This is a genomic window from Natronincola ferrireducens (genome assembly GCF_900100845.1).
GTDB classification, from domain to species: domain Bacteria; phylum Bacillota; class Clostridia; order Peptostreptococcales; family Natronincolaceae; genus Natronincola_B; species Natronincola_B ferrireducens.
Genome location: NZ_FNFP01000001.1, coordinates 468,057 through 482,813 on the forward strand (window position 1 = coordinate 468,057; position 14,757 = coordinate 482,813).

Sequence of the window (14,757 nt, forward strand, 5' to 3'; positions counted from 1 at the left end):
AATTGAGTGAAAAATTAAAGTATGTTGGTAAGTATATACCTATACATGATATAGAAGAAAAGGTTACTGGTAAGATTAAATATGTGGGGGATATGATATTTCCTAAAATGCTTCATGCAAAATTATTATTAAGTGATATAGCCCATGGAAGAATTATAAATATTGATACCTCAGAAGCAGAAAAACTTCCAGGAGTTAAGGCAGTGTATACCTATAAAAATTCATCGGATACATTGTACAATTCTCATAAGTGGATTGAAGGATTAGAAGTAATAAAAGATGAACGTTTATTCACCGATGTAGTAAGATTTTATGGAGATAGAATAGGAGCAGTGGTTGCAGAAAAAAAAGAGATTGCAGAAGAAGCAATTAAACTAATAAAGGTTCAGTATGAAGAGCTTCCACTAGTGTTAGATCCAGAAGAAGCTATAAAAGAGGATAGTTATAAAATTCATCATAGAGATAATTTATTATACTCTAAGGAAATAAAGTGCGGAAATCCAGAGGAGAAAATACGGGGAGCTGAGATTGTTGTAGAAGATAAAGTAGAAACCCCTAAAATACATCATGGAGCAATGGAAACCCATGGGTGTGTAGTGGACATAGATAGTTATGGGAATTTAACTGTATATACTCCCTGCCAAGTAGTTTTTCAGGTAAGACTTATTATATCAGAAATATTTAATTTACCTTTGAATAAAGTAAGAGTAGTAAAAACTACAATGGGCGGTTCTTTTGGAGGTAAAGGTCAGCCAATATTAGAACCAATTTGTGCTTTTTTAAGCTTAGCCACTAAAAGACCAGTTAAACTTATATTAGATAGAACAGAAGCTATATTATCTACTAGAACAAGAACTAAAACAATAGGATGGGTAAAAACTGCTGTAGATAAAGAGGGAAGCATACTTGGAAGAGATATACACATGTTGGTTGACGCAGGAGCCTATGTAACAAACGGGGATGCAGTAGCAATGGCTATGGGGAAAAAGGCTTTTAAGTTATATAGGATAAAGGATCAAAAATATTCTACAGATGTTGTATATACAAATACTCCAATAGGAGGTGCGGCAAGGGGGTATGGCTCTCCACAAATTCATGCCTTAACAGAAATAAATATTGATAATGTAGCAAGAGCATTGAATATGGATCCTTTGGAATTAAGATTGAAAAATCTTGTTCATCCATATGATAAGGATCCAACAGGAGGACCTGAACTTGGAAACGCTAGAGTAATAGATTGCGTTATAAAAGGTGCAGAGGCGTTTAAATGGAAAGAAAAATACTCTAGAACAAAAGATGAAGGTAGATTTGTAAGGGGAGTAGGAATGGCTTGTGCTGCCCATGGTAATGGATATTATGGAGCATATCCAGATTTTATAACAATGTCCCTTAGAATAAATGAAGATGGAACTGCTGTTTTAAAAGGAGCAATACATGATCAAGGTTGTGGAACAAATACTACTATGATGCAGATTGTAGCTGAGGTTTTAAAAATGGATATAAATAAGGTTTTTGTTCCAGAGGCAGATACACTTTTAAGTCCTTATGATACAGCAGGAACCCAAGCTAGTCGTGTAACCTTTGTGTGTGGGGGATGTGCAAAAGAGCTTTCTGAAATGGTTCGTGAAAAGTTGATTGAATATTCATCAGAAATTTTAAAATGTAGTAAAGAGGAAATAACTTTAGATGATGGAATGATATATAATAAGATGTTGCCTGAAGAGAAGATGACTTATGGGCAAATGGTTACTCTTATTCAAAAGAGGTTTAGTGATGAAGTTGGCGACACATTGACATATAAATCTCCAGGTAATCCAACAAGCTATGGAGTTAATTTTGTAGAAGTAGAAGTAGATAAGGTAACAGGCATGGCAAAAATAATTGATTTTTTAGCAGTGCATGATATAGGAAAGGCAATAAATAAGGGCTTTGTTGAGGGACAGGTACAAGGAGCAGTTCAAATGGGAATTGGATTAGCTCTATGTGAAGAATTTGTTTTTGACGATAAGGGAAGAATACCAACAAATAGATTCAGTAGATATCATGTGGTAAACGCTCCTGATATGCCAGAGGTAAAAGTTCTTTTAGTGGAAGACGGAGAAGAACTTGGTCCTTTTGGGGCAAAGAGTATTGGTGAAGCATGTGCGGTTCCTACTGCACCAGCTATTATAAATGCTATAAATAATGCTTTAGATATAAATATAACTACATTACCTGCTACACCTGAAAGAATAGTTAATGCATTAAAAAATAAGATGTAAATTTATAACTATGGACTGTACTTATTTAACGTCCTCTAAAAGAAGACCATCATAATGTGTCGAATATATATAGTGCCATTAAAGACAACAACATAAAATAGTAAGCACTTATATATTCGACCAACTCTTATTTCACTTTATATAAAAAACCCCGAAAACCCATTAATTTCAGTGTGTTGCGGGGTGTTTTTGACTTTTGCTACAAAACTTAAGTTGGGCTGTCCCTCAGGAAAAGAAAAATAGTCTAATGGAGATTTTAGAGACTGTAGGAATTAAAGCTACAGAAATAGGAAAAATCACAGAAAATGAAAAAAGTATCATAAAGGTAAATTAAATATAAATATTAGAAGTACCTGAAATCCATGAACTTTACAAAGTTATCTGATTAGGTATTTTAGCTTATTTAATATTACAAATAGGTATCTATCTTACAATTTAATGACAAATAGTTACAAGCGTTGACATAATCTTTTGGGAAGTGATATAACTAAATATAGAATAATATTAAGATGAAGGATTAAAGCCTTAATCTCAATTTAAATGGGGGACAAGCATTATGAAAAAACTTATTTCACTTCTATTGGTATTTATTGTATTATTTACTTCCTGTGTCTATGCCAACACCAATAGCAATACTGTCAGGATGCTGATGGATGGTAGACATATAGACTTTCAAAGGGTCAATTTGATGATGGAGGGCAAAGCCGTAACCACTGATGTACCAGCTGTTATCCATCAAGATAGAACCTTAGTTCCTATTACATTTGTTGCTTTGGAGTTAGGGATAACACCGGAATGGAAAAGAGAAACGAGAGAAGTTGTTATTAAGACAAAGAATAAAGAAATCATATTAACCATCGACAGTCCTATAGCTACTGTTAATGGAGAGAAGAAGGTATTGCCTAGTAATGTCCCACCTAAACTCATTACATATCAAGGCAATGGGAGAACCATGATGCCTATCGCATTTCTCAGTGAAGAACTAGGCCTGGAGGCCATCTGGGATAGGACAACTAGAACAGTATCGGTAGAAAAAAAGCCACAGCCTCTACCAAGTAAAGCTGTAAAGGATGTTAATTTTGTCATAAATAATGGACTTCCTGAAATTCGAGTAAAAACTGGTGAAGAATTAAGTTACAATCAGTTTGCCTTATCTGAACCCCATAGATTGGTTTTTGATTTTCAGGAAGCAAAGTTTGATATAGTAGATAAAAATAAGCTTTTATCCAACGGAACCCTACGGTTGGATGTAAACAGTAGAGGTATAGGGAGTATTCGGGCATCACAGTTTAATATAGATCCCTTTATAACAAGGGTTACGATAGAACTTGATGCAATGAGAAACCACCAAGTATTCTATGATAGCCAAACTGATGAAATGGTTATTCAATTGGAAGGTGATGAAGACAATAAAATTACAGAAGCTTTCCACTATGAAAAAATAAACAACCTTACCTCCCAACTGAAGCTCAACAGCACTACCCAAGTACAGTTTGGTTTTAGTGTAAGGGATTATGGGAAAATACTACAGGTTACCGTACCTAAGACAGCTATAGATTTATCAGTAAAGACAATGGAAATCAATGATGGTTTTGTGGGAAATATATTTATTACAGAACATCTAAACAAAGAAAACTATCATATTGAAATTCTACTGCAGGATAATGTAGATTATAAGGTTGTTTCTCCAGGAAATACAAAGGAGTATATCATTGAGTTTACAGTTACCCAAAAACCTGGCATACCACTGATTGTTATTGATCCGGGTCATGGTGGCTCAGATCCAGGGGCAACATCTCCTATTAACCGCATAAGGGAAAAGGACCTTGTATTGGATGTAGCCCACTATCTCAACAACCTATTATTAGAAGCTGGTTTCAGGACATATATGACCAGAGAAACAGATGTTTCTGTGGTCCGAGAAGATAGGGCGGCTATAGCCAATCAGTTAAATGGTGATTTCTTTATAAGTATCCATGCCAATTCATTTACTACTGAAGTACCCAGCGGTATAGAACATTACTATCATGCCGGTACAGATGGGACGGGAATGGATAGGGACAGTAAACAGGCTGGTAAAATCATTCACGATACAATGATAGAGATGACCAAGTCCTATGGTATGCGGGATAGAGGTCTAAAAAAAGCAACAAATCTTGTTGTGCTAAGGGAAACAAAAATGCCAGCAGTGTTAAGTGAAATAGGCTTTTTAAGCAATCCCAATGATGCTGCTTGGCTAGCTACAGAAGAGTATAAGCAGGTGGTGGCAGAGGCTTTGTTTCAAGGTATTGTAAAGTATTTTCAAACAGTAAAATAGAAAATGACAAAAGTACAAACACTAAGGGGACGGAGAAATATTCTTTGTCCCCTTTTAATAGGAAAAATAAGGTTGAAATATAACCTTTATTATAATAAAGTAAAGATGAAAGAAAAAAATTAGGAGGATTAATATGGAGTTTCTTGTAGGATATTTATTCATTTTCTTTGCTAAGGTAGCAGACGTAACACTGGCAACCATAAGAATGATTATGGTTGTAAAGGGCCGGAGGGTGCAAGCGGCCTTTATAGGATTTGTAGAAATTATCATTTATATCCTCGCCATAGGCAAGGTATTAGCAGAATTGGATAATCCCTTTAATGTTCTTGCCTACGCCTTGGGATTTGCGTCTGGGAATTATTTAGGAATTTATGTAGAAGAAAAAATGGCTTTGGGAACCATCATTGTTCAAGTAATTACCCATGGCAATGCAATGCCACTGGTGGAGATCTTTAGAGAGCAGGGCTTTGGGGTCACAGTGGTGGAGGGTTATGGCAGAGAAGGTATGCAGCATCTTTTGAGTATAACCATTCAAAGAAAAAACCTATCAAAGGTCTATAGAATAATAGATAATTATGATAAAAAAGCCTTTGTTACAGTAACAGATGCCAGGTCAATCCGTGGAGGGTATTTTACACAACTGAAAAGAAGATAAATAAAGCATAGTATCGTCCCATCTATAATATAATGATATAAAATGAGACTTAATTCGGAGGGGGTTTTTATTCCCTCTGAATTGTAGCCGAATTTACTTCGAGGATGTAGTGCTTGACGTCCACTTATACAACGTGAAAGTGGAAGTCTTAGCAATACACCGAAGATAAAAGAAAAGGTATTAAATTGTTGAGGGGGACGAAAAGACATGAAAGGTTATCGATTGCTGGCTATTGTCATGATACTTTGTGGGGTTCTTGTGTTATCAGGGTGCCAAAATCCACTTACCAGACTAGTAGGAGAAAGAGAAACCTCTGATACGTCTCATGTAAGCTATCTTATCGACACTGAAGGTTTTGTCGATGAGGAAAATGTGGGATTGAGAAAAACAGTACTTTATTATAGAGATGAAAAGGGGCTTGTTATCCCTGTTATGAGAAGAATACCGTGGGAGGAAGGAATTGCTAAAGCAGCAATAAATCAATTGGTGGATAGACCTATTGTTAGGGAAGATTTATCTATGATTGGATTATTACCTGTATTGCCAGCTAGTACAGAAATTATAGGCATGTCAATAGATGATGGGTTATGTAGGGTGGATTTCAATAAAAATATTTTATCCTACAACAGCGAACTAGAAGAAAAAGCCATTGTTCAATCTATTGTGTACACCTTAACAGAATTTGAGGCTATTGATAAGGTACAAATTATCGTAGAGGGTAATATTATGAAAAAACTTACCTATGGAACAAATATAGAGAAACCTTTACGAAGACAAAATATTAATCTAACCCATGAACTGTCTGAGGAAAATATCCCAGTAGTTGTCTATTATAAAGGAACCACCAATGGAGAAGAAACCTTTTTTGTTCCAGTCACCAAGGGAGTATCTGGATTGAAGGCGGATATCAAATCAGTTGTGGCAGCCTTGTTGGAGGGAGTCCCAGAAAATAGCGGTCTATATAGTGAAATACCCTATGGTACCACCGTTAATGACGTATATGTGAGGGATGGAGTAGCCTATATAGACCTTTCTCAAGAAATAAAAAGGATGCCAGAGAGCCCACAGCATCAGCAGTCCTTAGTATATGAGCTGGGCTTAACCCTAAGGGAAGTAGAGCCTACTATAGCTCAAGTAAGAATTTTATCCAATGGTACAGAAATACAGCTAAACAGCAATGTCAGTCTTAACCTACCAAGCTTTTCAAATGAATTTTAAAGGACTAAGACCGGGCTTTTTAGCCTGGTCATTTTATTTAAACCAACCTGACTAGACTCTAGTTCAGGTTTTTCTATAGATAAAAAATAAAAGTTTTGGGGAAACTTTCATAGGAAAAGAAAAGTATGATACAATACAACGTAGAAAGAAACCTATAATAAAAAAAATATTTATTACATATAGAGAGGAAGATTTATTTTGAATAGGATAGATGGAAGAAGCTATGATCAATTACGTCCAGTGAAATTCACCAGAAATTTTACAAAACAAGCCCAAGGTTCTGTATTGGTAGAAATGGGGGAAACAAAGGTTATATGTACTGCTATGATTGAGGACAGGGTTCCACCCTTTTTAAAAAATACAGGAAAAGGTTGGATTACGGCTGAATATTCTATGTTGCCTAGTTCAACAGAAACCAGGAAAATAAGGGAATCCTCCAGAGGGAAAATTGATGGTAGAACCCAGGAAATTCAAAGATTAATCGGCAGAGCTCTTAGGTCTGTAGTAGACTTAGACAGTATAGGAGAAAGAACTATATGGATAGATTGTGATGTTATTCAGGCCGACGGTGGGACAAGAACAGCTTCTATTACAGGGGCCTTTGTTGCATTAGTAGAGGCTGCCAATACACTGGTGGAAAGTGGTACACTTTCCAAGCTTCCTATAAAAAACTTTGTATCAGCCATAAGCGTAGGTGTTGTAGAGGAGAAGCATCTTCTAGATCTATGCTATAAAGAGGATTCAAAGGCAAAGGTAGATATGAATATTGTTATGACGGATAAAGGTGAATTCATAGAAGTACAAGGTACTGGAGAGGAAGCCCCCTTCTCTAAAAATGATTTAATGGAGCTTTTAAAGTTAGGAGAAAAAGGAAATGCTGAACTGATTGCACTTCAAAAATCTGTATTGGGGGATATAGCAGATAAGGTGGGAATGATTATAAAAGATACTGTGGGGGATAAGAATGAAAAGTAATAGTGCTGTTATTGCTACTGGCAATCAACATAAGTTAGAGGAAATTGGAGCTATATTAAAGGACTTTAATCTAGAGATAAAGTCTATGAAGGATGTAGGCTTAGAGGGGCTGGAAATCATTGAGGACGGCAACACCTTTGAAGACAATGCCTTGATTAAAGCTAGGACTGTGATGGAAAAAACAGGATTTATGACGATAGCCGATGACTCTGGCTTAGAGGTGGAATTCTTAGCTGGTCAACCAGGAGTTTATTCCGCTAGGTTTGCAGGAGAAGGGGCGACAGATAGAGACAATAACGAGAAACTTCTAAAGCTGTTGGAGGGTGTTGCTTTAGAAGAGCGAAGGGCTGGATTTGTTTGCGTCATAGCTGTCGTTATGCCTGATGGAGAAAGTTTTACTGTAAGGGGAGAGCTTGATGGTATCATAGGATTTGAGCCAAAGGGGCAAGGGGGATTTGGATATGACCCCTTGTTTATGACTAGAGAATATGAAGGATTAAGCTTAGCAGAAATAAGTCCAGAGGAAAAGAACAAGATTAGCCATCGAGCCCAAGCTTTACAAAAGATGAAAAAGGTTTTGGATGAAAGGCTAAGGAGTGAATAGATTGAGGATAGCAGTTTTGGGGGATAGTCATGGAAATACAGAGTGTATAGATGTATTTATGAAAAATATAGGAGATGTAGATTATATTATACATACAGGAGATAACTTTGCTGATATAGAATATATTGCTGAAAATTATGCCGTCAATATTATAGGTGTTAAGGGGAACTGTGATTTTCAATCAAAGGGTAAGAATGAGCTACTGGAAGTGATAGGAGGCAAAAAATTCTTTGTTACCCATGGACATCAATATGCTGTAAAGTATGGATTAAACAATATTTTTTATAGAGGTAAAGAATTGGAAGCTGATGTGGTTGTTTTTGGACATAGTCATATACCCCATTATTCCTTGGAGGAGGATATGATTCTTTTAAATCCTGGCAGTATAAGTCTACCTAGGGGAGGGTCATCCAAGGGGTTTGCTATATTAGATGTCAACAAGGATATCACTGTAGAGTTTGTAGAAATCTAATGTAAGGTTATTGTTGGAGGACTGATGTTGGGGGAGAATTGATTCTCCCCCAACATTTGAAATCAAAACATAGAAAAAAGATTTAAGTTCTTTATTTACAGTTTACATAAAAAATATAAAAGTGTGGAAAAACAAAGAAATTCTGTGAAAAATCAAGTATAATTTTGAAAGTGTAAGGAAATCCTTAATAAAGACCAATAAATTTTATTGACTGAACCACGAAAGTTATGTATACTATAACTTGTCCTCGAAAGACAGGATAACAAAAAACATTGACATGTGATATAAAACATGTTAATATATTGTATTGTGATAGAAAATATTTATGCGGGTGTAGTTCAGTGGTAGAACTTCAGCCTTCCAAGCTGACCGCGAGGGTTCGATTCCCTTCACCCGCTCCATTTATTTATGTACCCATAGCTCAGCTGGATAGAGCATCGCCCTTCTAAGGCGAGTGTCCGGGGTTCGAATCCCTGTGGGTACGCCATTTATTTTGGTGGGTGTAGTCAAGTGGTTAAGACACAGGATTGTGGCTCCTGCACTCGTGGGTTCGAATCCCATCATCCACCCCATTAAAAACCTGATGGGATATAGCCAAGTCGGTAAGGCAACGGACTTTGACTCCGTCATTCGCAGGTTCGAGTCCTGCTATCCCAGCCAAGTTAAATACTGGAGGGATAGTTAATAAATATTCCTAATTATATGCGGAAGTGGCTCAGTGGTAGAGCATCGCCTTGCCAAGGCGAGGGTCGCGGGTTCGAGTCCCGTCTTCCGCTCCATTTTTTATAAAACATTAAAAACTCCATACCTAAGTACCCATAGCTCAGCTGGATAGAGCATCGCCCTTCTAAGGCGAGTGTCCGGGGTTCGAATCCCTGTGGGTACGCCATTACATATAGCTTAAAAGGTATAGATATGAAAAGATATCTATACCTTTTTTAATTTTTTGAAATAACTATCCTACTTTGACCACCATAAATATTTTTATATATTTTGGTGGTCTTTTTTATTGTTGAAAGTGCATAAAATTAACTAATTACCTAACCTTTTATACTCATTACTTTAAAAAATATAATGGAATATATTTATTTTAAATAATGGAGATACTAGCAAATAGTTAGGAATTGTAGTTTCAGGGGTTAGGTCTATTGTTAGTTTTTCTACAGAATAATCTCAAGGATTATTAAAGTTAGGGAGGTGGGGAAAAGCTAAATATACCCATTCTAATAAAAATCTCTTAAAATCCATAGAATGGCTATTTAGAATTAGCATTTACTTTTATAGGTATCGAGATAAGGAATAGGATTTAAAGCAATTTATTTGAAAGAGGTGATATTTTGAGAAGATTTAGGAGTAAAGATTTGGTTTTCTTTGTTTTACTTACTTTCATATTTTCACTTATAGTTCCCAGTGGTCAAATGAATGTTGCTGCAGAAGGAAACCTAAAAACAGTATCTTCAACAGTTACCCAAAGTGTTTATCATGACCCTAATGATGACACAGATGAGGAACAGGATATAACGTTACATGTAACATATGATAGAGGAGACCCTACTGTTACTGTAATCAGAGAGCATCCATCTAGAGCACTTCATTTTGATGTAGAACGATCTGGTGGATTAGTACAATCTGCTGTAGTTAAACTTCCTAATGGAGAGATAATAAAAGAATGGACAGGACAAGGTGGAGAGAAGAACAATCTCATTGACTGTGAAATGGCATATTGGCACTGGATTTATACTCCTAGTGGTGTACTAACAATCAGTAGTAGTGCGTGCAGATGCCCTAGAGAAAAAAACAGAACACTTGTGGTAAAAAAAGTAGTTGAAAGAAATGAATCACAAGAGGAACCGAAGGCATTCAGTGATCCCCTATTGCCCATGGACAAATTTGAAATAAATATAACCGGACCCGATGGGTATAATCATAGTATTTTCCTTGGTGATAATGAAAGCAAGACAATTGAAAACTTAAAGGAAGGATATTATACCATAACAGAAAAAATAAAGGGTCTAGAAGAGCTAGGCTATGAGCTAGTAAGGATATCTTCTTCTTGTGGTGCTGAGTCTTCCACAGAGACCCTCACTGTATACGTAGAGCCCCATCAAAAAGCACCTGTTACTGTAACGGTAATCAACAAAAAAATAGATCCCCTACCCCCGCCACCCGACACACTAATTTTAAAAGTTAAAAAAGTCGTAGTAAATTCACCGGATAATCCACCAGAAAATTACAAAGTAAAAATATACAAATATGACGAAGATACTGGAGAAAAAGGTGAGAAGGCAACAGAATTCACCATAAGCCCTGATCAGGAAATAATATTATCACAACCCCAAGAGATTGGAACATATATCATTATCGAAGAAAAACCAACCCATGAAAGATTCTCAAGTGTATCCTATGCAGTAGAGTATAAAGATTTAGAGGAAAATGGCACTACACCAATGAGAGGCACAATATTAGAATCCAACGAAGGAAAAGTTTTTGAAATTCGTGGGGATATTGAAACCATCATTACCATAACCAATACCTTCTCTACACCACCAACAAAACCTGAAAACGGAAACGGTGGTGATAATGAAAACGGAAATGGTGGTGATAATGAAAACGATGGAGATAATGGAAATGGAAGCATCCGTGATCCAGATCCTAAGCCAAAAGAACCGACAGTTGAAATAGAAGAAGATATTCCACATGAAGAGGAAGAACCGGTAATTGAAGTAATAGAAGAACCTGAAGAACCACAGGATCCGGAGGAAGAAATAATCTTAGAAGAAGAAGTTCCAGTAGGTATACCACAGTTACCTAAAACGGGAGAAGGAAACCCAATAGGGTTATACTTATTAGGAGGACTTCTAACAATTATTGGAATTAAATTAAGAAGAGCTTGCTAGAATTCTCAACAAAATAGACATCCATTAGGTGCTAGCCATAGCATTATGGCTGGCTTTCTAATATTGCTGAGGATAAGAATTTATAGGAAGATTAAATTATTAAACATTAAAAATAAATTAGAAAGGAAAATGCATAATGAATTCCCCTATGTTTTCATTATGTAGGTGGAGGGTATGAAAAAAATCAGCTATATCTTTATTATTGCAGGCATATCAATTGCCAGTTATCCTATTGTCAATAATCTCTATAGCTGGTATTGGCAACAAAGATTATTAAATGAAATAGAACCAACTGAAATAGTTGCAGAGGAAGATGATTTAGAGGAGCACTACCGACAGCTTAACGAAGTATTTATTCAGCAAACAACAAATCCTATTGTTGATGAAGAAGCTATAGCAGAAGAAAGACAACAGGAAACTCCTGAGGAGACTACGATAAAACAAACACCAAAGTCCCAACAAAAATTAATAGGAAGCATTGAAATTAAAAAAATTAATCTACGAATGCCAGTTTTGGCAGGAACCAGCGATACCAACTTAAACAGAGGGGCTGGTCATTTAACGGGAACAGACTTACCTGGGGAAATTGGTAATGCTGCCATTGCTGGTCATAGAGGTCGTAGCTATGGAAGACTTTTCAATCGATTGGATGAATTGGAAGTGGGAGATGAGATTGTTGTCAATACCAACGAAGGGAGTTTTCGATATACAGTCTATGAAAAAAAATTGGTAGAACCTACAGATTTATCTGTATTAAATAGAAACAATCGAGAGAGGGTGTTGACTTTGATAACCTGTGATCCCATATATAACCCAACCCATAGGCTGATTATTCATGGAAAAATAAATTAAAGTCCTGTCTGGTTAAAGGCAAAATATACTGTATTAAATTCCTTAAGAAAACACATAGATTATAAATACTTTACTAAACCTTGTAGTATTTCTTAGATGACATAAAAATATTGTGAAAAACCTTATATATCCAAACCCTTGACATAATGTCATGTTTCCGGTATAATAAATAAGTCCCAAGATAATAATATATAATATTATGCGCCCTTAGCTCAGCTGGATAGAGTTGCAGACTTCGAATCTGAAGGTCGGGGGTTCGAATCCCTCAGGGCGTGCCAGTTAAGATTTTGATAAGACAGGTCTTTCATGAAAATGAAAGACCTGTCTTTTGCAGTTTATCATCTGAAGTGCACCCAAATGTTAGATAAAAGTCTAATATTTGGGTGTATTTCATTATGACTAAGTATTCATTAGAAACTAAAGTGAAAGTAATACATACTTGCATTTTTTCTTCCTAAATTATGCTGAGATAAAGATTATTTTCTTGAGAAAAGCAAGTAGAATTTAACTAGTCTACTTACAATTTAGTAATTTTTTCAATAACGGAAGAAATTTTTTTAAAAAATTCTATTAAAGTACAAAAAAAATGGCATTTGTGCAAATACAAAATAAAAAAAATTCTTTAAAATGATATTGAGAAAAAAATAACAAAATCTTATAAACTTTTAACAGGAGGTACACCAATGCTAAAAACAAAAAAAATACTATCACTTTTATTGGCCTTGATTTTAATTACTACTGCCCTCGTTGGTTGTGGAAATGATGCCAAAGAGACTCTTTATCAAGACGGGATTTATCAAGGAAGTGCCCAAGGACATAATGCAGAAGTTGAAGTTGAAGTTACTGTGAAAGATGGAAAAATTGCAGAAATTGAAGTGTTACAACATCATGAGACTAAGGTGTTGACTGATCCAGTATTTGAAAAGGCAATTCCTGCTATCATCAGTGAAAACAGTGTAAATATTGATACCTTTACAGGGGCAACTATTACTAGTTTGGCCCTAAAAAATGCCATTAAAGATGCGTTAACAAAGGCTGGTGGTAATGAAGATGTTTTCAAAAAAGGTAAATTATTAAAATTTGATAGTGCTTCAGATTCTTCAGAGGAAACCTATGATGTTGTAGTGATTGGTGCTGGTGGAGCCGGACTAATTGCTGCTATTGAAGCAAAAGCCCATGGTGCTAATGTTGTTATTTTAGAAAAAATGCCCTTCGTTGGTGGAAATACTTTGGTATCTGGTGGTGAATTTAACGCTCCAAACACTTGGGTACAAGAAAAGCTTGGTATTGAAGATAGTGTCGAACAGTATTATACAGATACCTTAAAAGCCGGTGATTTTGAGGGTGATGAGGAGTTAATTAGAACCCTTGCTGAAAATATTACTGAGGGTGGAGAATGGTTAAGAGACTCTGTAAATGTAGAATTTATAGAAGATTATTTAATGCACTTCGGTGGTCACAGTGTTCCTAGAGCGATTTATCCTATAGGTGGTTCTGGAGTAGAGTTAATTCAAAAACTTGGTGCTCATGCTGAAGCCAAGGATATACCAATTAAATTGAGTATGAAGGCAGAAAAGATTTTAACAGATGATAATGATAGAGTTGTTGGTGTTGAAGCAACAGATGTCACAGGCAGAACAGTTACTTTTCATGCAGAAAAAGCAGTAATTATAGCAACAGGTGGTTTTGGTGCTAATTATGAGCTAACTAAAAAGTATAATTCTGAAATTGATGAGAGATATAAAGGAACGATACAAAAAGGAACAATGGGTGATGGGATTTTAATGGCTGAAGAAATTGGAGCTGATCTCATGGGTATGGAACATATTCAAACCTATCCTACCTGTAATCCTTTGACAGGAAATTTATCCTATGTTGCAGATACACGATTTGACGGAGCTGTCTTAGTGAATAAAGAAGGTCAACGTTTTGTAGAGGAAATGGAACGTAGAGACGTTATTTCTAAAGGAATTTTAGCTCAAACTGATTCTATAGCATATCTTGTTTGGGATAAAACTATTAAAGAAAATAGTCATATGGATAAATATCAAGTAGAGTTTGACAATATGGAAAAACAAAATTTAATCATCAAAGCCGATACTTTAGAGGAGGCGGCAGCGTTTTTTGATATCGATGAAAAACAACTGCTAGAAACCATTAAAACCTATAATGGATATGTACAAGAGGGACAAGATAAAGACTTCAATCGAAGAGGAAAGCTAGTAGCCCTTACAGAAGGACCCTATTATATCCAAAAAGTAGCTCCAGCAATTCATCATACCATGGGGGGCATTAAAATCAATAGTGAAGCTAGAGTTATTGACAAAGATGGAAATCCAATAGAAGGTTTGTTTGCTGCTGGTGAAGTAACAGGTGGAATTCATGGTACTAATCGACTTGGTGGTAACGCAATTTCTGATTTAATAGTATTTGGAAGAATAGCTGGACAAACAGCTGCAAAATAAACAACAAAGTAATCCCCTTATCATTATGATTAAGGGAATTA

At 35.9% G+C, this 14,757-nt stretch carries 9 protein-coding genes, 7 tRNA genes and 1 pseudogene; all 17 read left to right on the top strand.

Translation table 11 applies throughout. From position 1 onward, the window contains the following. Positions 1-2: 2 nt before the first annotated feature. Positions 3-2,261, top strand: coding sequence for a xanthine dehydrogenase family protein molybdopterin-binding subunit (locus tag BLS22_RS02135; RefSeq protein WP_090549660.1), 2,259 nt, complete (start codon positions 3-5; stop codon positions 2,259-2,261). A gap of 196 nt (positions 2,262-2,457) precedes the next feature. Next, a complete protein-coding gene (locus tag BLS22_RS14955) occupies positions 2,458-2,595 on the top strand; it encodes a hypothetical protein (RefSeq protein ID WP_176762012.1) in 138 nt (45 codons plus the stop codon). Between the two features lie 222 nt (positions 2,596-2,817). Further along, entirely contained in the window at positions 2,818-4,578 is a 1,761-nt protein-coding gene (locus BLS22_RS02140) for an N-acetylmuramoyl-L-alanine amidase (protein ID WP_090549662.1), read from the top strand. 133 nt (positions 4,579-4,711) lie between these two features. Next, positions 4,712-5,233 carry a DUF2179 domain-containing protein gene (locus BLS22_RS02145; RefSeq protein WP_090549665.1) on the top strand — a complete coding sequence of 174 codons (522 nt, stop codon included), beginning with the start codon at positions 4,712-4,714 and terminating at the stop codon, positions 5,231-5,233. Between the two features lie 207 nt (positions 5,234-5,440). Next, a complete protein-coding gene (locus BLS22_RS02150) occupies positions 5,441-6,451 on the top strand; it encodes a GerMN domain-containing protein (RefSeq protein ID WP_090549669.1) in 1,011 nt (336 codons plus the stop codon). 198 nt (positions 6,452-6,649) lie between these two features. Next, positions 6,650-8,030, top strand: a pseudogene (gene rph / locus BLS22_RS15595) (ribonuclease PH). Beyond that, entirely contained in the window at positions 8,023-8,502 is a 480-nt protein-coding gene (locus tag BLS22_RS02165; protein WP_090549677.1) for a metallophosphoesterase, read from the top strand. The pseudogene rph and the gene BLS22_RS02165 overlap by 8 nt, the downstream one beginning before the upstream one ends. 327 nt (positions 8,503-8,829) lie before the next feature. Beyond that, positions 8,830-8,903 (top strand) — tRNA-Gly (locus BLS22_RS02170). 9 nt (positions 8,904-8,912) lie between these two features. Further along, positions 8,913-8,989 (top strand) — tRNA-Arg (locus BLS22_RS02175). Between the two features lie 9 nt (positions 8,990-8,998). After that, positions 8,999-9,074, top strand: a tRNA-His gene (locus tag BLS22_RS02180). Between the two features lie 12 nt (positions 9,075-9,086). Continuing rightward, a tRNA-Gln gene (locus BLS22_RS02185) sits at positions 9,087-9,162 on the top strand. A gap of 44 nt (positions 9,163-9,206) precedes the next feature. After that, positions 9,207-9,281: transfer RNA gene (locus BLS22_RS02190), tRNA-Gly, on the top strand. Between the two features lie 33 nt (positions 9,282-9,314). After that, a tRNA-Arg gene (locus BLS22_RS02195) sits at positions 9,315-9,391 on the top strand. 448 nt (positions 9,392-9,839) lie between these two features. Next, the gene (locus BLS22_RS02200) at positions 9,840-11,399 is read left to right on the top strand and encodes an LPXTG cell wall anchor domain-containing protein (protein WP_090549680.1); all 1,560 of its coding nucleotides are present in this window, start codon (positions 9,840-9,842) and stop codon (positions 11,397-11,399) included. Between the two features lie 174 nt (positions 11,400-11,573). Further along, a complete protein-coding gene (locus tag BLS22_RS02205; protein ID WP_090549682.1) occupies positions 11,574-12,251 on the top strand; it encodes a class D sortase in 678 nt (225 codons plus the stop codon). A gap of 201 nt (positions 12,252-12,452) precedes the next feature. Then, a tRNA-Arg gene (locus BLS22_RS02210) sits at positions 12,453-12,529 on the top strand. A 405-nt stretch (positions 12,530-12,934) separates the two neighbouring features. Next, positions 12,935-14,716: a flavocytochrome c gene (locus BLS22_RS02215; protein WP_090549686.1), complete on the top strand. Its 1,782-nt coding sequence runs from the start codon at positions 12,935-12,937 to the stop codon at positions 14,714-14,716. The last annotated feature ends 41 nt before the right edge of the window (positions 14,717-14,757 follow it).